General features: G+C 39.7%; 14 protein-coding genes. 11 read left to right on the plus strand and 3 right to left on the minus strand.

Annotated features, from left to right (window positions below; genetic code table 11):
• Positions 1–54: 54 nt before the first annotated feature.
• The 4 genes from AC27I2_RS05785 (at position 55) to AC27I2_RS05800 (ending at position 6,662) form a co-directional block, all read left to right on the plus strand.
• Positions 55–1,413 (plus strand): TolC family protein, encoded by a 1,359-nt coding sequence (locus tag AC27I2_RS05785; protein WP_487203702.1) that lies wholly within the window; start codon positions 55–57, stop codon positions 1,411–1,413.
• Positions 1,413–2,912: an efflux RND transporter periplasmic adaptor subunit gene (locus AC27I2_RS05790; protein ID WP_487203703.1), complete on the plus strand. Its 1,500-nt coding sequence runs from the start codon at positions 1,413–1,415 to the stop codon at positions 2,910–2,912. Before AC27I2_RS05785 ends, AC27I2_RS05790 begins: the two co-directional genes overlap by 1 nt.
• On the plus strand, positions 2,909–6,028 hold the full coding sequence (locus tag AC27I2_RS05795) for an efflux RND transporter permease subunit (protein ID WP_487203704.1): 3,120 nt from the start codon (positions 2,909–2,911) through the stop codon (positions 6,026–6,028). Before AC27I2_RS05790 ends, AC27I2_RS05795 begins: the two co-directional genes overlap by 4 nt.
• Positions 6,029–6,206: 178 nt before the next feature.
• The gene (locus AC27I2_RS05800) at positions 6,207–6,662 is read left to right on the plus strand and encodes a hypothetical protein (protein WP_487203705.1); all 456 of its coding nucleotides are present in this window, start codon (positions 6,207–6,209) and stop codon (positions 6,660–6,662) included.
• A 65-nt stretch (positions 6,663–6,727) separates the two neighbouring features.
• Here AC27I2_RS05800 and AC27I2_RS05805 read toward each other — a convergent pair whose 3' ends face one another.
• The 3 genes from AC27I2_RS05805 to AC27I2_RS05815 all read right to left on the minus strand — a co-directional run bounded on the left by AC27I2_RS05805 (position 6,728) and on the right by AC27I2_RS05815 (position 10,897).
• Positions 6,728–8,215 (minus strand): Ppx/GppA phosphatase family protein, encoded by a 1,488-nt coding sequence (locus AC27I2_RS05805; protein WP_487203706.1) that lies wholly within the window; start codon positions 8,213–8,215, stop codon positions 6,728–6,730.
• Positions 8,208–10,295, minus strand: a complete 2,088-nt coding sequence (ppk1, locus tag AC27I2_RS05810) for a polyphosphate kinase 1 (protein WP_487203707.1) — start codon at positions 10,293–10,295, stop codon at positions 8,208–8,210. The genes AC27I2_RS05805 and ppk1 overlap by 8 nt, the downstream gene beginning before the upstream one ends.
• A gap of 95 nt (positions 10,296–10,390) precedes the next feature.
• The gene (locus tag AC27I2_RS05815; RefSeq protein WP_487203708.1) at positions 10,391–10,897 is read right to left on the minus strand and encodes a glycine cleavage system transcriptional repressor; all 507 of its coding nucleotides are present in this window, start codon (positions 10,895–10,897) and stop codon (positions 10,391–10,393) included.
• Positions 10,898–11,261: 364 nt separating this feature from the next.
• On the opposite strand from AC27I2_RS05815, the gene AC27I2_RS05820 reads away from it, so the two are divergent.
• The 7 genes from AC27I2_RS05820 to AC27I2_RS05850 all read left to right on the plus strand — a co-directional run bounded on the left by AC27I2_RS05820 (position 11,262) and on the right by AC27I2_RS05850 (position 19,906).
• The gene (locus AC27I2_RS05820; RefSeq protein ID WP_487203709.1) at positions 11,262–13,496 is read left to right on the plus strand and encodes an ABC transporter permease subunit; all 2,235 of its coding nucleotides are present in this window, start codon (positions 11,262–11,264) and stop codon (positions 13,494–13,496) included.
• A 15-nt stretch (positions 13,497–13,511) separates the two neighbouring features.
• Positions 13,512–15,161, plus strand: coding sequence for a phosphate ABC transporter permease PstA (pstA, locus tag AC27I2_RS05825; protein ID WP_058403785.1), 1,650 nt, complete (start codon positions 13,512–13,514; stop codon positions 15,159–15,161).
• Positions 15,162–15,188: 27 nt separating this feature from the next.
• Positions 15,189–16,016, plus strand: a complete 828-nt coding sequence (gene pstB, locus AC27I2_RS05830) for a phosphate ABC transporter ATP-binding protein PstB (protein WP_006791197.1) — start codon at positions 15,189–15,191, stop codon at positions 16,014–16,016.
• Between the two features lie 46 nt (positions 16,017–16,062).
• Positions 16,063–16,764, plus strand: a complete 702-nt coding sequence (gene phoU, locus AC27I2_RS05835; RefSeq protein ID WP_058403784.1) for a phosphate signaling complex protein PhoU — start codon at positions 16,063–16,065, stop codon at positions 16,762–16,764.
• A gap of 144 nt (positions 16,765–16,908) precedes the next feature.
• Positions 16,909–17,586: a TIGR00153 family protein gene (locus AC27I2_RS05840; RefSeq protein ID WP_058403783.1), complete on the plus strand. Its 678-nt coding sequence runs from the start codon at positions 16,909–16,911 to the stop codon at positions 17,584–17,586.
• A gap of 39 nt (positions 17,587–17,625) precedes the next feature.
• Positions 17,626–18,894 carry an inorganic phosphate transporter gene (locus AC27I2_RS05845; RefSeq protein ID WP_010556661.1) on the plus strand — a complete coding sequence of 423 codons (1,269 nt, stop codon included), beginning with the start codon at positions 17,626–17,628 and terminating at the stop codon, positions 18,892–18,894.
• Positions 18,895–18,976: 82 nt separating this feature from the next.
• On the plus strand, positions 18,977–19,906 hold the full coding sequence (locus tag AC27I2_RS05850; protein ID WP_058403782.1) for a hydrogen peroxide-inducible genes activator: 930 nt from the start codon (positions 18,977–18,979) through the stop codon (positions 19,904–19,906).
• Positions 19,907–19,914 lie beyond the last annotated feature (8 nt).

Here is a 19,914-nt window from a genome sequence, read left to right on the forward strand (position 1 = left end):
TAAACACCTTTCTTGCCAATTTAAATTTTTATTAATTTTTAAATGGAGCAAGCGATGAATTACGCTTTGAAAATAAACGCAGTGCTATGTTGTTTGACTTTGTTCAGCAGTGCGGCGAATACCCAAGAAGAAAACACGACAGGCGCAACGGATAAGTATAACTCACAGAGAACGCTAAACTTATCTCACGCCCTTAGTTATGCACTTGAAAATGATCCGTGGTTATCTGCAAGCCGCCACCAAGAGCAAGCCGTTATGGCGCAGAGTATTATGGCGGGCACTTTACCCGACCCAACACTCACGCTTGGTCTGATGAACTTACCAACAAATGGTTATGCGTTTGATCAAGAAGGGATGACTCAATTTAAGGTAAGTGTAAGTCAAAAGTTTAGCCGCGGTGATAGCCTAGCACTCAAGCAAGCGTCACTTTTGCAGTCATCGCAGCAATACCCATGGCAGCGAGCTGATAGGTTAGCTCAGGTAAAAGCGATAGTTACCGAGTTTTGGCTAAATGCTTATAGGGCACAGCGCAGTATTAACTTAATAGAGAAAGACAGAGAGTTATTTACTCAGCTTATTCAAATAACTGAGGCCAGCTACGCAAGTACACAGGGTAAGACACGCCAGCAAGATATTATTCGGGCCCAGTTAGAGCTTACCCGCTTAGAAGATAAGCTACTCACACTTGAGCAACAACTTCACAGTGCTAAAAATCGGCTAGCGCAATGGTTGCCCATAACAATGTTAGAAAAACCTTTAGATGGTAAATTTATAACCCCTCCCGCGCTTACTAATTTTAATACACTTGAATTTGGTCAACTTATACAATTACTTATGGCTCACCCAGCCATTGTAGCCATAGAGCAAAGTGTATTGGCCAAGCAAACACAAGTGCGCCTAGCTAAACAAAGCTACCAGCCACAGATAGGGGTTAATGTAGGGTATGGCTATCGAGCAGACACACCAATGGGCCAATCAAGGGCTGACTTACTTTCTGTGGGGGTTAGCATTGATCTACCTTTGTTTACAGATAATAGGCAAGACCAACAAGTTAAATCGGCTATATCGATTGCGGAGGCGACTAAAACACAAAAAAGAGTCGCTTTGCAAAAACTCAAAGGCATGTATTTTAAAGAATATAGCCAGCTATCTCAGTTACAAAAGCGAAATACACTATATCAAAATACGTTATTAGTACAAATGGCTGAGCAATCACAAGCAACCTTAAATGCTTATACGCGTGATGACGGTGACTTTTCTGATGTAATGCAAGCGCGTATTGGTGAGTTAAATGCCAAAATTGACGCGCTTAATATTCAAGTAGATAAACACATTATTATTGCACGGCTAAATTATTATATAAGCAGCTTAGACTCCCAAGTTATGGGCGAACTAGTAGGGGATTCAGCCTGATGAACGCTAATTTAAAACTATTAATTGCCGCTGTTGTGGGAGCAGGCTTTTGGGCTGGTCTTACGCAAATTACATTTAATGAAAAACCGGCAACTACCGAAAAACACCCCTTGTATTGGGTCGCACCCATGGACAGTAATTATAGGCGTGACGCTCCAGGCCTCTCTCCTATGGGGATGGATTTAGTACCTGTTTACGACGAAGCTAGCAATAGCGAAATTGAAAAAGGGGTAGTTACTATTTCGCCAGTGGTAATTAATAATTTAGGGGTGAAAACCACAAAAGTGCAGTTAAAAGCACTGCAAAATAATATTAATACACTGGGGTATGTGCAATATAACCAAGATGAAATGACGCATATTCATCCTCGTGTAGAAGGGTGGCTTGAAAATTTATACGTAAAAGCGCAAGGCGATAAAATCAGCGCAGGCGAACCTTTGTATACCTTGTACTCACCGCAGCTGGTTAACGCACAAGAAGAGTTTTTATTGGCAGTAAATAGAAATAACAATGTGCTAATTCGTGCTGCAAAAGCACGATTAGAGTCGTTAAATGTATCTGCTGAATTTATCGAGCGCTTACAAAAAAATAAGCAAATAATGCAAAATATTACCTTTTATGCGCGTCAAAGTGGAATTGTTGATGAGCTGAATGTGCGAGAAGGTTTTTATGTAAAGCCAGGTACATCAATGATGAGCATTGCTCAACTTGATGAGGTATGGGTAGAAGCTGAAATATTTGAGCGCCAATCGTCGCTTATTAGTGTTGGCTTGCCGGTAACCATGACTCTTGATTATTTAAAGGGAAAAGAATGGCAAGGGCAGGTTGATTATATTTATCCTGCGCTCGATGCTCAAAATAGAACACTTCGGGTCAGGCTCCGGTTTGAAAATAAAGACCTTGAGCTAAAACCGAATATGTTTGTTCAGGTAGTTATTCATACAAAGGTGAGTAAGCCTCAGCTTGTAGTACCAAAAGAAGCTGTAATTCGTACGCAACATCAAAACCGTGTAGTTGTCGCATTAGGTGAAGGGCGCTTTAAATCTGTTGAAGTACAAGTAGGGCAAACAAACCTTGATGAAACGGTTATTTTGTCAGGTGTGATGGCAAACGAGAGTGTGGTCACATCGGCACAATTTTTAATAGATTCTGAGTCGAGCAAACGTTCAGACTTTAAGCGAATGGAGATGCCAGCAGCTCATGCGAGTAACGATGTTACCTCTCAAAATGCAACTGTAAATGGCGTTATAAATGCAATAGATGCACAAACGCGAGTTGTAAATATTAGCCGCGAAGCTATTCAAAAATGGAACAGAGGTCCAGCAACAATGAACTTTGTATTAGCATCGCATATAGAGGCTAGCTCTCTTGTGAAAGGCCAAACCATTAATTTCACATTTAGCATTATGAATGATGATTTTGTGATCACCGCTTTAAACCATGTTGAAATAATGGATCACTCCTCAATGCAACATATGATGGACGAGGAAGTAAAATGATTGCTGCTGTTATTCGCTGGTCTGTCTATAACCGGTTATTTATATTATTGCTTACATTAATTTTAGTGGGTGGTGGTGTGTTTGCCGTTAAAAATACGGCAGTAGATGCCTTGCCCGATTTATCGGATGTGCAAGTTATTGTAAAAACATCGTATCCGGGGCAAGCACCGCAGGTGGTACAAGACCAAGTAACCTTTGTGCTTACTACTGCAATGTTATCGGTACCAGGGGCAAAAACCGTAAGAGGTTTTTCATTTTTTGGCGACTCGTATGTTTATATTATTTTTGACGACAGCACCGATTTATATTGGGCACGTAGCCGAGTGCAAGAATACCTAACACAAGCTGCAAACCGTCTGCCTGAAGGCGCAACGCCAGAACTTGGACCCGATGCATCGGGCGTAGGTTGGATTTATTTATATGCATTGGTTGATAAAACAAATAAGCATGACATAAGTCAGCTAAGAAGCTTACAAGATTGGTTTTTAAAATTTGAATTACAAACCGTACCGGGTGTTTCTGAGGTTGCCTCTGTAGGGGGGATGGTTAAGCAGTATCAAGTAAATGTCGATCCTAATAAGTTACGTGCTTACGGCATTCCGTTGAGCCTTATTCAAACTGCAATAGAGCAAGGAAACCAAGAAACAGGCGCCTCTGTTATTGAAATGGCCGAAGCGGAATATATGGTTACCAGCACAGGTTACATTAAAAGTGTTGCCGATTTAGAGGCTATTCCATTAGGTACTAATGCAAACGGTACCGCTTTGCAGTTACGCGATGTCGCAAATATTCGACTTGGTCCCCAGATACGGCGTGGCTTAAGTGATCTTAACGGTGAAGGCGAAGCTACCGGTGGCATTGTTGTTATGCGTTATGGTGAAAATGCACAAAAAACCATTGAACTGGTTAAGGCCAAGCTCGAATCGCTCAAAAAGGGACTGCCCGAGGGCGTTGAGATTATTCCTGTTTACGATCGCTCAAACTTAATTAACAACGCAATAAATAATCTGACTAGCAAACTTGTTGAAGAACTTGTTGTTGTAGCGCTTGTGTGTGTTGTGTTTTTGTTTCATGTACGCTCATCTTTGGTGGCTATTATTACTTTACCGCTGGGTATATTAACGGCGTTTATTGTAATGTATTGGCAAGGAATTAACGCTAACATTATGTCTTTGGGCGGGATTGCGATTGCCATAGGGGCAATGACCGATGGCGCCATAGTTATGATTGAAAATATGCATAAGCATATGGAAAAAACACCACTGACTGATCAAAACCGTTGGCAAGTCGTTATCAAAGCGACAAGCGAAGTAGGCCCTGCGCTGTTTTTTAGTTTATTAATTATTACCGTCAGTTTTTTGCCTGTCTTTATTTTAGAGGCGCAAGAAGGGCGAATGTTTTCACCTCTCGCTTACACTAAAACTTATGCTATGGCGGCCTCAGCAGGGGTAGCGATCACCTTAGTGCCTGTATTAATGGGTTATTTTATAAGAGGCAAAGTAATACCTGAAAATAAAAATCCCGTTAACCGGTTGCTTGTAGCAGCTTATCGCCCTTTGCTTAGCTGGGTGCTTAATTACCCAAAAACGACCTTAATATTTGCTTTAGTTATGACCTTGGTAGGTTTTTACCCACTGAACAAAATAGGTAGCGAGTTTATTCCACCACTTGATGAGGGGGATTTAATGTATATGCCCACTACATACCCCAGTATATCAATAGCTAAAGCTCGAGAGGTGTTGCAGCAAACAGATAAATTAATCGCAACCGTGCCGGAGGTTAAAACAGTATTTGGTAAAGTTGGAAGAGCCGAAACAGCCACCGATCCGGCCCCACTAACAATGATTGAAACGTTTATTCAACTCAAACCCAAAGACGAATGGCGAGAGGGAATGACGCTTGAAAAACTCAAAGCCGAACTTGATGCATTAGTTACGTTTCCTGGTTTAACTAATGCGTGGGTTATGCCGATTAAAACACGCATAGACATGTTGGCAACCGGTATTAAAACCCCTGTAGGTATTAAAGTGGCAGGTCCGCAGTTAAGTGAAATCCAAAAAATTGGCGAGCAAATAGAAACACTACTTGCTGATATTAAAGGAACCGTCTCTGTTTACTCTGAACGAGTTGCAGGTGGACGCTACGTAAAAATTGATATAAATCGTGAAAAAGCAGCGCGTTATAATTTAAACATAAGCAATATACAGCAAGTTATAGCAACGGCTGTTGGCGGTAAAAATGTAACACAAACAATAGAGGGGCAGGCTCGTTATTCGGTTAATTTACGTTATCCGCAAGTTTTTAGAGATTCACCTGAAGCCCTTATGTTATTACCCATTGTGACGCCGCAGGGGCAGCACATTCTTCTTGGAGATGTTGCCGATGTATTTGTTGAAAATGGCCCCTCTGGCATTAAAAGTGAAAATGCACGTTTAAATGGTTGGGTTTATATTGATATAGATGGCGTAGATATTGGTCGCTATGTTGAAAGCGCGAGAGCCGTGCTAAATGAACGCTTGATATTGCCTTCAGGGTATTCTATTTCATGGGCTGGGCAGTATGAATATATGCAACGTGCAAAAGAGAAGCTCACCTACGTAGTGCCTCTTACCTTGGCCATTATTGTTGTGCTGCTCTATCTTAATTTTAAAAGCTTTGCTGAGGTAACTATTATTATGTGCACACTGCCATTGGCTATGATAGGGGGTGTATGGCTCATGTACCTTGAAGGCTTTAACTTTTCAGTCGCCGTAGGGGTCGGTTTTATTGCACTGGCTGGTGTCGCGGTAGAGATTGGGGTGATTATGCTGGTTTACTTAAATCAGGCATATCAAAACATGTGCTTAACAGCTAAGCGAGCTGATAAAGCACTTTCGTTAGCTCAGTTACAGCAAGCAATTATTGAAGGTGCCGGCTTACGTGTACGCCCTGTAATGATGACGGTGGCTACTATTGTTATTGGTTTATTACCTGTGCTTTATGGAACGGGTACCGGTAGTGAAGTAATGAGCCGAATTGCAGCGCCTATGGTGGGTGGAATGGCGAGCGCGATAGTATTGACCTTATTGGTTATTCCTGCGGTTTACTTATTATGGAGAAAAAAGGCTATTAAGTAACAGTGATAGGGTAATGACTTATCATTGCCCTATAAAAATTACCTATCGTTTGTAAGTTATTCTACTAATTTACATTTTAATTTGTCTATAAGGTTTAACCCATTGTTTTAAAGTGTATTTTTTGTTGGTATGATTCAAGCAACCCGTAACTTATCAGTTAACTAAGTAAGGAATGCACATGCAAGTTAAAACAATTAAAGAGGTATACGACTGGACTGTATTATTTCATACGCAAATGGCGGCTAATTTTTATAGCGTGAAACCAATACTTGATGAGCGTAATGCCATGCTGGTGGATTATTACCTTAATTACGAAAAAAAACTCGCTGAAGATTTAGTGGGGTTTAAAGCGATTACCGAAATTAACACGCTCGACACATTTTGCTATGAGTACTTCGCCAGCAACCCTGAACTTATTACGTTTAACGATATCAGCAAAGATAAACAGTTAGATGAAAAAGCAATTCAAAATTACTTATCGGGCCAGCATCAAAAAGTGATTGCGCTTTACGGTTACCTGCTTGAACGTTCAGAAACGGAACATGCTCAAGAGAAGCTAGCGCAGCTACTAGAGCTTGAAAAGCAAAGGCTTAAACAAATGATGCAAAGTACAAATCGTCATATGGATATGTAGTTACATCAGGGGAAGTAAAAACAAGCAGGGTATAAATGCCCTGCCATACACTTTTTTAAATTCTATTATGAGCAGCTAAGACTTATTCCGACCTTTTTTAAATAACGTTGTTCTAGTGCTAAGTCAGCGTCTAGCAATGTATGTTCTTGCAAATAGTTATCATGAAACTTAATGAAAAGCCCCGTGCTATTGGCGCTAATATCCATATTAGGCTGCTGGCTTGTTTGTCGCTTTTGATTAAATAAAATGGCTAATCGCAAAATAGTAACAAGCTTAATGACATGTTGCTGTGCGATAGTTGTAAACTCTGGTAGTTCATCTAATTTAATTTTTTTACGGTAAAATCGAATTAGCGAACTTAAAATGAGCTGTTCCTGCTGAGTAAAACCAGGAAGTTGACTGTTTGCCACAATATAGGCACTGTGCTTATTAATTCCTGAAGAGTTTATAGATAATCCAATCTCATGTAATTTTGCCGCCCAGGTTAAAAGTGCTGTGTCGTCATTATCATTAAGTTGCCATGCCTTACCAACTCGCTCGTAAATCCAAAGTGCTGTGTTTGCAACCTGTAAAGCATGCGGTTTATCAACTGTATATCGTTCACTTAAGTTATTAATTGTGTTGCTACGAATATCTTTATCAGCCAGCTTCTGCTGCATTTCGTGAAGTAATCCCTCTCTTAAAGAGAAGTCACTATACGTAAGTTCGTTAATCGAAAATTCTTTAAAAATAGCAATAAGAATGGCAAGCCCTCCACATAGGCTTTGCTGACGCTCAGGGGTTAACCCTTCAATACAGATATTATCGATGTGTTTAGCAGCAATACATTGTTGTTTAAGAGTAAGTAAATCCTCAATATTTATAAATGATTGTTGTGGATTTTGTGCATTCACCATGGTTAATATTGACTTTATAGTGCCCGACGTACCAATTACATTTTGCCAACCCTCGCGAATGTAGTTAGCATAAATAACTTCGATTTCTTGTTCTGCTTTTGTTTCAGCTCGATTAAAGCGCTTGGCTGTAATAGCTCCGTCACTAAAAAATTGTTTTGTGTAGCTAACACAACCCATATTTCGACTAGTAAGCAGCTTATGCTTAAAGTGTTTGCCAATAATAAGTTCGGTACTGCCTCCGCCAATATCGATAATAAGGCGGTTTTCTTCATTATGAATATAATGAGCCACACCCTGATAAATAAGCCTAGCTTCTTCTTGCCCGGGGATCACGTCAATATGAAATGGAAAAACGTTACTTGCTTGGGTTAAAAAGGCATGAATATTTTTGGCGCGCCTAAAAGTGTAAGTCGCAGCTACTTTTACATTACTAGAAGGAAAGTCTTCAAGTGTATTTGCAAACTGTTTAAGTACACGTAGCGCACGGTCTATCGCATCTTGGTTTAGCCTTAATTTATCGTCTAGGCCATCAGCTAAATAAACACGTTGTTTCTCTTTATGCAAAATTTGCAATGTGCCATCCACTTCGCGCGCAACGACCAAGTGAAAGCTATTCGAACCTAGATCGACGGCTGCTATTGATGGATGATTATTCATTATTATAGTTACTTTCCCATTTTTTTAGGTGGTCGTAAATTGCAATCTGTGAGCGAATTTTTCTTCTGTTACCGCGCCTAACATAGGTGTTTTTTTGCTCGCTATCGATTAGCCGAGCTTTGGTACGGTCTTTAAATTGTAGCTCTAAAATATCGATAATGAGTTGTTTTAATTTATTATTTAAAATTGGCACGCCTACTTCAACACGTTGATCAAGGTTACGTGTCATCCAATCGGCAGACGAAATATATACTTTATCGTCACCATTATTACCAAACACCATGACTCTAGGGTGCTCTAAAAAGCGATCAACAATACTGATCACCTTTATGTTTTCGCTGAAGCGAGGCACCCCAGATATTAATGAGCACATACCCCGTACAATAATTCGAATCTTTACACCACGACGACCAGCATAATAAAGCTTATCTACAAGTTGCTTATCAACTAAGTTATTTACTTTAATTGTTATTCTCCCTGCAAAACCATCTTCAACATGCTTTATTTCTTTATCAATCAGATCAAGTAATGTGTCGCGGGCATTGACAGGGGAGATCATTAAATATTCAAAATTAAAGGGCTTATAGCTGCTTTCTATAAATTTAAATACGCTATCGCACTCTTCACAAATGCCGTTATGTTTAGTGAAAAGGCTAAAGTCGGTATAAATTTTAGCTGTTTTTTCATGAAAGTTTCCGGTACCAATATGAGCATATTTAACAATTTTGTTTTTTTCTTTACGGTGAATAACACACAGTTTGCTGTGTACTTTTAGTGCAGGTATGCCAAAAATAACTTTTATTCCCGCGCTGCTCAGTACTTTAGCCCATTCAATATTGTTCTGTTCATCAAAGCGTGCTTTGAGCTCAACCATTACGGTTACGCTTTTGTCGTTTTTAGCGGCATTAATGAGTAAAGAAATAAGCCGGGACTTGCTCGCAACACGATAAATATTTACTTTTATTTGCGTTACCATAGGATCAAATGCGGCTTGGCGAACATATTCTAATAAATGATTAAACGTGTGGTATGGGTAGTAAAGTAATATATCCTGCTCGCTTATTGCGTCAAATACACTGCTATGTTTATTAAAAGCAGTACTTTGTATCGCTGGGAGTGGTTTGTTTTCAAGGTATTGGCGACCGACATTAGGAAAAGCAATAAAATCTCTAAAGTTGCGGTAGCGACCTGCAGGTATCAACGCATCATGATGACTCACATTTAAACGTTTTTTCATCACTTTTAACATACTTTCGGGCATGCTTTCGTCGTAAACAAGGCGAACAGGCTCTGCATAAATACGTTGCTTGAGTCCTTTTGACATTTTATCGAGCAGGCCTTCTTCTAGTTCGTCGTCTAAGTTGTATTCGGCATCTCGGGTGAGTTTTATTGCATGGCCTTGAATTTTATCAAAATGAAAAAAGTTACTAAAAACATCATTTAAAAAGTAAGAAATAACATCATCAAGCATGACAATAGTTTTACGGCGACGTGTTTTTTCAGGCGGTAATATAATAAAACGAGGAACACGGTCTGTGGGTACTTCAAGCATAGCGTAGTGGCTTTTTTCGTCACTCATTTCAATAAACAAGTAGGTCATGGTGTCGTTTATGTAATCGGAGTAATCTTTATTTTCATTAAGTAAAATAGGCGATATATGCTGTAAAACTGTGTCATGAAAATACGTTTTGAGCCAATTGAGGTGAAATTCTGTTAATTTTTCGGGGCGGTCAACATGGATATTATGAGTGGTTAAATCATTTAAAATTTGTTGATGTATTAGGTTAAATTTTTTGCCTAGTTGCAACACTTTTTGCTGAATTTGACTTAATAAAGCTTCGTCTTCTTCAAAGTTAGCATCGGGGAGTTTGTTTAATAAAATACGGCGTTTAACATCGGCAACACGCACTCTAAAAAATTCATCAAGGTTATTAGAAAATATACCTAAAAAGCGCATGCGTTCAATTATTGGATTGTTTTTGTCTTTAGCCTCTTGCAGTACGCGCTCGTTAAATGACAGCCAACTAAGCTCTTTGGCAAAGTATTCAATAGTTTGAGTGTGTTCTATGTGGGCATTCATCGTATATTCCATTATCTAACGCTAAATGAAATATAAAACAATTTAATGACATTAAAATGACATGCGTGTCACTTGTATGACACGCAATATAAGAATTACGCTTCTTCTGTATCTACTATCAAATCGCTGGTTATTGATTCAAGTGCATCAATAACTTCGTCTTTATCCATTCCGTTAGGTAAGGTAACAGTTGCAACAGCGCTAAAAATAGGGACTCCCCAGTTGGGAGCGCTTTGTTGTCTTGAATTTAAATGAGTAATGCTTGCCCCTTTGTGTCGTATTACGCTTGCAAGCTCTTGGACAATACCAGGGCGATCATTCCCTGTGATAACTAAATTGATTTGTTCACGTGGTGAAGGTTCGATTTCAGTATTGCCAGCTTCAATACGTACTTCAAGTTTTGGTAAAGCGCTCAGCGCATTTTGCAGTTCCTGAAAATGCTCTTCGGCAACTTCTAGCTGAATAATGCCTGCAAAATGACCTAATAAATGGCTAAGATTACTACATAACCAGTTGCCATGATTTTTTAAAACTACTGATGAAATATCTTCTACTAAGCCTGGACGATCCTTTCCTAAAATAGTTATTACCAACTGCTTCATAAATTGTGCCTCTCTTTAGCCTGAAGAATGTAAATGCGTAGGCATTAAATAAAGTTATGTTTTGATGCTGTTGCGCTATTATAAATTTATGATTTTATTGTACTAATGATTAATTTAACGTGAATGAAAAAGGTAAGCGCATTCCTTAATGTACCATTTGAGTATTAACCTCGTTAAATGCTTTGTCCAATTATTTTTGTTATTTAGTTCCTCTGTTAAACACCTTATTTTCATCTTAATTAATACAATAATATATGCCACCTTAGATATACCTTTAATTAAAGTGCTTATTATGACCGTTGTAACATTACTGTCATCTTGATGAAATATAATTTATGGAACGTTAAGATTTAAAGGTGTTTTGATGACTTCCAATCCGAATAAACCGTCTTTTAATACGGATCGAAGCCGTCTATTTAAAGACAGGTTTGCCAAATTTGGCATAACCGCCGGTGGAGTAATGGTATTAATAGCGCTGTTGTTAATATTTTTCTACCTTCTTTATGTAGTACAGCCAATTTTTGAGTCGGCTAAAGTTGAAAAGCGCGACAGTTTCACTGTAAGTAACGCAGATCAAATCGTTGGCTTAGGTGTTGAAGAGCAAACCGAAGTTGCTTATTTGCTTAGCCAGCAAGGCCAAGTTGATTTTTACAATGTAGAAAAAGCACGTTTTGGTAAAAAACTTAAAACACTTAATGTTGCTCTTCCAAGTGAAGTAACAAGCTTTGCAACTAGCGCACCGTTTCAAGGCCAATACGCATATGGTTTAGAAAACGGCACTGTGATGGTGGTTGTACCTAAGTTTTTAGTTACCTTTCCAAATAACGAACGTAAATTAACGCCCCGAGTTGATTACCCGCTTGGTGAAATGGCGTTAGAAGTTGACGCTCAAGGCGCTGCAATTAAACGTTTTGCGTTTACTCACTATGAAGATAAAACGGCGGTTGTTGCATTAACCGCAGATAAGCGTGTTTTATTTAGCAGTTTTGTTGCCGAAGAAAACATGTTTACGGGTGAAGTTGAGTGGGTTGTTGAGAGAACAGAGCTTGATATTGAAGGCCGTGTAGATGAGCTTTTAATTTCGCCAGATACAACACGTACGTTTATTCGTTCAGCTAATCAAATTTACGTTTATGACACGCGCGACCCAAGTGAAGTAGAGCAAATTCAATTATTATCAGCTAATGAAGAAAGCGCTAATATAGTGTCGGCTCAGTTACTAGCGGGTGCAAACTCATTAATGCTTGCTAACGATAACGGCGAAGTATCGCAGTGGTTTGAAGTAAACACAGATACTGGCCGTCAGTTTCAAAAAATTCGTGCGTTTGAAACAACTAAACAAAGTAAATTAAATATATTTACAGAATTTTATCGTCGTACTTTTTTCACTACCAGTAGTAACGGTGAGCTGGGTGTTTACTACACAACAAGCGAAGCTAAGTTGTGGCAAGGTAAAGTAAGTGAAGGCGAAATTAAACACTTTGCAATTGCACCGCGCTCAAATGCAGCGTTAATTTTAGCGGATGGCAAGCTAACGGTATTAGAGGTTCACAACGAACACCCTGAAGTAACTTGGTCTGCGTTATGGCAAGAAGTATGGTACGAAGGTTACCCAGAGCCTGCATATATTTGGCAATCAACTTCTGCAAGTGATGACTTTGAATCTAAATTTTCGCTTGTGCCTATTTCGTTCGGTACAATTAAAGCGGCTTTTTACGCCATGTTATTTGCAGTACCTATTGCGATTTCGTCGGCAATTTACACTGCGTACTTTATGTCGAGTGGATTACGTAAGGTTGTAAAGCCAACCGTTGAAATAATGGAAGCACTTCCTACTGTTATTTTAGGCTTTTTGGCGGGTCTTTGGTTAGCCCCATTAATTGAAGAGCACTTACCTGCAATTGTTGGCTTACTCATTTTATTACCTGTGGGTATTTTAGGTTCAGCACTTGCTTGGACAAAATTACCAGCGAGTATTCGCCATAAAATACCTGAAGGGTCTCATTCAATTATTTTAATTCCTGTTGTATTAGTGGTTGGTTGGTTATCGTTTGCGATGAGCGAAACAGTAGAACTGTGGATGTTTGACGGGAATGTACGTCAGTATCTAACAAACGAGTTAGGCATGACATTTGACCAACGTAATTCATTGGTAGTCGGTATAGCAATGGGTTTTGCAGTGGTTCCTACTATCTTCTCTATTGCGGAAGACGCTGTATTTAGCGTACCTAAGCACTTATCAAATGGTTCACTAGCATTGGGTGCAACTCAATGGCAAACACTAGTTCGTGTTGTGCTGTTAACTGCAAGCCCTGGTATATTTTCTGCGGTAATGATGGGCCTTGGCCGTGCCGTGGGCGAAACCATGATTGTACTCATGGCAACAGGTAACACACCGATTATGGACTGGAGTATTTTCCAAGGCATGAGAACGCTGGCGGCTAATATTGCGGTAGAAATGCCTGAATCAGAAGTAGGTAGCTCGCATTACAGAATATTGTTTTTAGCAGCCTTTGTACTATTCATATTCACCTTTGTATTTAACACGTTAGCTGAGTTTGTTCGTCAGCAGTTACGTGAAAAATACAGCTCAATGTAAGTGGGGAGACACGACATGGTAAAGCAGTGGTTTAAGTCTGGTTCTCCTTGGATTTGGATGACCGGCGGTGCAGTGAGCATCAGCTTGATTTCGGTTTTAGGTATATTAGCAATGATAGCCTGGAAGGGATTGAGTTTTTTCTGGCCTTCTCAAGTTGTACAGTTTGAGCTTGAAGGCTCAATTGCAAAGCAAACCGTTATTGGTGAAGTTTACGACCGTGAACTCGTACCTAAAGAGCGTTTGGCAGCAACAGGTGTTGATGTTTCAGCATTTGATAAAGAAGAATTTGAACGCTTACTTATTAAAACAGGTAACCGTGAATACGTAGATTTAGATTTTCGTTGGATACTTGAAACCGACATAAAAGCAAAGTCTACACCCGCTACGCTTGCAGTATTTGAACGTAGCAAAAATGGTAACTTTTACGGCTATGTAGAAAGTGTATTTAAAGATGGTAAACCAGTAGAGGGTGATAAGGTTGATGCTTTATATGACCTTGTTGAGCGTGCTGTAGATTTAAACGATGAAGCATTAGATTTACAAAATGGCGATATAGGTCATATTAACTATGAACTTGAGCGTCTACGTTTAAAAGAGAAAAGCTACCTACTTGACAACCAGTTAACAGATGAACGTGTTGCAGAGCTTGCAAAAATGCGCGCAGAATTACGTGCAGAGTACGGCGAACTTGAAAAAGAGTTATTTGCACTGCGTAAACAGGCTAAGCGCGACCATGTTACAGTTAAAGATATGCGCGGCGAAATAGTCACGATCCCAATGTATCAAGTACTGGATGTGTGGTTTCCGAACGACATGGGCTTTTTTGCAAAGCTAGGTCATTACTTTGGTCAATTAGGCAAGTTTGTATCTGACGATCCACGCGAAGCAAATACTGAAGGGGGCGTATTCCCTGCTATATTTGGTACTGTATTTATGGTTATGTTGATGGCCGTGATAGTTACGCCGTTTGGTGTTGTTGCTGCTATTTACTTGCACGAATACGCGGCTAAAAATGCGGTCACAAAAATGATTCGTATCGCGGTAATCAACTTAGCGGGTGTACCTTCCATTGTTTATGGTGTATTCGGTTTAGGCTTTTTTGTATACATGCTTGGTGGCAGTATTGACCAGTTGTTTTACCCAGAGTCTTCACCAACGCCAGTATTTGGCACACCGGGTGTAATGTGGTCTGCATTAACATTGGCAATACTAACGTTACCCGTGGTTATTGTATCTACGGAAGAAGGTTTATCACGTATTCCAAGCACTGTGCGTGACGGTTCGTTGGCATTGGGTGCAACTAAAGTTGAAACCCTATGGCGTATTGTAATTCCAATGGCAAGCCCTGCAATTATGACGGGTTTAATACTGGCTGTTGCACGTGCAGCAGGCGAAGTTGCGCCACTGATGTTGGTAGGTGTTGTTAAAATGGCACCCACGTTACCACTAGACGGCAACTTTCCGTATTTTCACTTAGACAGAAAGTTCATGCACTTAGGCTTTCATATTTACGATGTTGGCTTCCAAAGCCCGAATGTTGAAGCGGCACGTCCGCTGGTATATGCAACGGCATTTTTACTTGTGTCGGTTATCATTACACTCAATATAACGGCCATTGGTATACGTAACCATTTACGTGAAAAATTCAGATCGCTTGAACACTAATTAGTAAAGATTTAATAGGTAACAAACATGATTACAGTCGCTCCAAAAGTAAACCAAGCCAATTTGGGCATGAAGTTAGATTTAGACAATTTAACAGACGAGCAAAAAGCGTTAGAGATTAAAGATCTCGATCTTTACTACGGTGATAAACAAGCGCTTAGTAAAGTTAATATGAACATTCCAAAAGGCCAAGTAACGGCGTTTATCGGCCCATCTGGTTGTGGTAAATCAACATTACTGCGTTGTATTAACCGAATGAATGACTTAGTTGATATTTGTCGAATTGAAGGTGAAATACTCCTTCATGGGCAAAATATTTACGATAAAAATGTAGATGTTGCGGCGCTTCGCCGTAATGTGGGAATGGTGTTTCAGCGTCCAAACCCATTTCCAAAATCGATTTATGAAAACGTAGTCTATGGTCTACGCTTACAGGGCATTAAAGAAAAGCGTAAGTTAGACGAAGTAGTAGAGCAGTCATTACGTGGCGCAGCTTTATGGGATGAAGTAAAAGATAGATTACACGACAGTGCCTTTGGTTTATCAGGCGGTCAGCAACAGCGTTTAGTGATTGCTCGTTCTATTGCGATAGAGCCTGAGGTTTTATTGCTAGATGAACCAACGTCGGCACTTGATCCAATTTCTACTTTAGTTATTGAAGAGTTAATTAACGATTTAAAGAACAAATTTACCGTTGTTATTGTTACGCATAACATGCAACAAGCAGCGCGGGTATCTGACCAAACAGCCTTTATGTACATGGGTGAGCTGATTGAGTACTCAGATACAAATACCTTATTTACAACACCAACGAAGAAAAAGACTGAAGATTATATTACAGGTCGTTACGGCTAAATAATTAACAGTACTGTGTTGTACAAGATTTAGAGAGAAGGTAATTATGGAACATAATATTAATAAGCATATTTCTGGCCGCTTTAATCAAGAGCTTGAAAATGTTCGTAACCATGTACTAAGCATGGGTGGATTAGTTGAACAGCAACTAAGTAGTGCACTTGATGCGGTAAGCACAAACGATGCAGAACTTGCAGAAAAAGTGCGTCAAAACGACTACAAAGTTAATGCCATGGAAGTGAGTATTGACGAAGAATGTACGCGTATTATTGCGCGTCGCCAGCCCGCGGCTAGCGATTTACGTTTGGTGATTGCTATTGCAAAAACCATTGCTGACTTAGAGCGTATTGGTGATGAAGCTGAGCGTATTGCAAAAGTGGCTCTTGATTCCTTCACTAAAGATCAACAAGATTTGTTGGTGAATATTGAAAATATGGGTCGTCAGGTTCTAAAAATGTTGCATGATGTACTTGATGCGTTTGCACGCATGGATGTGCAACGCGCATTTGAAGTACACAAAGAAGATGCTAAAGTTGATCGTGAATATGAAGCAATAACACGTCAAATTATGACATACATGATGGAAGATCCACGTTCAATTCCAAAAATTATGGATTTAGTTTGGTCAGTGCGTTCATTAGAGCGAATTGGTGACCGCTGTCAGAACATTGCCGAGTACATTATCTACTTTGTAAATGGTAAAGATATTCGCCATATATCACAGGAAGATATTGAAAAATCGCTTTAAAGTTCATTAGCGCATTTTTAACAAAGCGGCTATAGGCCGCTTTGTTTATTTAGCTATAAGTTAAATAATAAAAACCGTTCACAATTGTTGTGAATACTGTAAAATCGCATGCTGCACGCATGTAATTTGATTAAAGGGTCAGTTATGCCTACAAACGCGTTTTTAGGAGTTTTTGCAAAATCTCCTTTCAAACCAATGGAAGATCACATCAAAAAAGTTCATCAAGCAAGTAAAGCTTTGATACCTTTTTTTAATCACGTTTTTAAAGAAGAGTGGACACAAGCAGAAGAGCTTCGTATTACTATTCGTAATTTAGAGCGTGAAGCCGATGACATGAAAAGAGACATACGTTTACAGTTACCACGCGGTTTATTTATGCCGGTAGAACGTACAGATCTGCTCGAATTAGTAACTCAACAAGACAAAATTGCAAATAAAGCAAAAGACATTGCTGGACGTGTAATCGGTCGTGAAATGACCATACCAGCAGTCATGCAAGCTGATTTCTTGGCTTACTTAACTCGTTGTGTAGATGCAACTAAACAAGCATCTAAAGCAATAAACGAGTTAGAAGAGCTATTAGAAACAGGCTTTAAAGGTCGCGAAGTGACCTTAGTAGAAAAAATGCTCGTTGAATTGGATGCAATAGAACAAGACACGGATGACATGCAAATTAAAGTACGCCGCCAACTACGTGAAGTAGAAGGTGAGCTTAACCCTGTAGATGTAATGTTTTTATACAGCATTATTGAATGGGTTGGCGAGCTTGCAGATATTGCAGAGCGCGTAGGATCACGTCTTGAGCTGATGTTAGCTCGTTAATTTAAAATCAGTTCAAACACGAAAGATTAAGGTTATACAATGGATATCATTGCATCTTACGGCACGGTATTAGTTTTAATTGCCGCGGCTGTTGGTTTTTTCATGGCTTATGGTATTGGCGCGAACGATGTTGCGAACGCCATGGGTACATCTGTAGGTTCAAAAGCATTAACAATTAAACAAGCTATTTTAATAGCCATGGTTTTTGAGTTTGCTGGTGCTTATTTAGCAGGGGGTGAAGTTACATCAACTATTCGTAAAGGAATAATTGATGCTGCACCGTTTGCAAACATCCCAGAACTGATGGTACTAGGTATGATTGCCGCATTATTTGCTGCGGGTTCATGGCTATTAATCGCTTCATTCTTAGGTTGGCCAGTATCAACAACTCACTCTATTATTGGTGCAATCATTGGTTTTGCGCTAGTTGCAGTGGGTACAGAAGCAATCCAGTGGAATAAAGTAGGCGGTATTGTGGGAAGCTGGATCATTACACCAGCGATATCCGGCTTTATTGCGTACCTAATATTCATGAGCGCACAAAAGCTTATATTTGATACCGATGCACCATTAAAGAACGCTAAGCGCTACGTACCAATCTACATGGGTTTAGCCGGTTTTATCATGGCTTTAGTTACGATCAAAAAAGGTTTAAAGCACGTTGGTATTAACCTAGGTTCTGTTGAAGGCTACGCGCTTTCAATTGGTGTTGCAGTGGTTGTTGCCATTATTGGTAAAATTGCTATCTCTCGCTTAAACATCGACCCTAAAGCTGACAAGCAAATGCAATTTAATAACGTAGAAAAAGTGTTTGCGGTATTAATGGTATTAACGGCTTGTTGTATGGCATTTGCTCACGGGTCTAACGACGTTGCTAATGCAATTGGTCCACTAGCTGCTGTTGTAAACATTGTTGAAAACAATGGTGAAATTGCTAAGAAAGCAGCGATTGCTTGGTGGATTCTTCCTCTAGGTGGTTTTGGTATTGTTGCAGGTCTTGCTATTTTAGGTAAAAAAGTAATTAAAACAATTGGTGAAGGCATTACACATTTAACGCCTAGCCGTGGTTTTGCTGCAGAACTTGCCGCTGCCTCTACTGTTGTTATTGCATCAGGAACTGGTATGCCAATATCTACTACTCAAACCTTAGTGGGTGCGGTATTAGGTGTAGGTATGGCGCGTGGTATTGGTGCACTTAACATGAGCGTTATCAGAAACATTGTAGTTTCTTGGGTAATAACGTTGCCAGTTGGTGCTGCCCTTGCTATTGTTATCTTCTACGTACTGAGAACCGCATTTGGGGTTTAACAAAAAAGTACTAAAAGACTTTTAGCTTGAAAAGATCTCAATGCCCTAGGTATTGGGGTCTTTTTATTTGTGGAAAGAAAAAATGACCAATCTTCCGAGTATTAAACAGCTTCAGTATTTACTTGCTGTTCATCAGCACCAGCACTTTGGCCGCGCAGCCAGTGCCTGTTTTATTGGCCAGTCGACACTAAGCAGTGCCATTCAAAACCTTGAAGAAACGCTAGGTTGTCAACTTATTGAGCGTGAAAACCGAAGCCTTATGTTTACAAGCATAGGAGAAGAGGTTGTTGAGCGTTCACGAAAAATAATCAATGACACTATCAGCCTAAAAGAGCTTACAAAAAGTTTTTTAACGCCGCTTAGCGGGAAATTAACCGTTGGCGTGATCCCGACTATTGCTAGCTTTATTGCTGCGCCTTTGTATCATTTTTGCCAGCAAACTTTTTGTGAATTAGAGTTGGTATTAATTGAAGATACCAGCGATAAGTTATTGGATAAGTTAGAGCATGGACACATTGATTTAGCGTTATTGGCACTACCGTATGCAACCGATAAGTTTCATACTCAAATTTTAGCGAAAGATCATTTTAGTCTGGTGCACCATAAAGATTATATGCCAGCAAAGGGCGTAGAAGACTTTAATTTATTACCAGATGCCAGTGTGTTTTTGTTAGAGCGAGAGCACTGTATGACGGGTCACGCGCTGAGTGCGTGCCATTTAAACCGCTCTAGTTGTATTAACCCATTTGAAGCGGCAAGCTTGCATACGTTACTCAGTATGGTTGAACACCAGCTCGGGGTGACCTTTTTACCACAAATGGCAATTAATGCCGGTATTTTAGATAATAAACAGATGGTAGCCACGCCTTCACAAAGCGATGCCTATCGCGATATTGGTATTCTCTGGCGAAAAACAACAGGACGTATTCGCGATTTTAAATTGTTTAGCCAGCAGCTTGAGGTGTTTTTACAGCACCAATGTAGTTTAAACTTTAATGAGCCAGACAAATAAAATTAACC

The organism is Pseudoalteromonas sp. NH0006-46, from assembly GCF_057547735.1.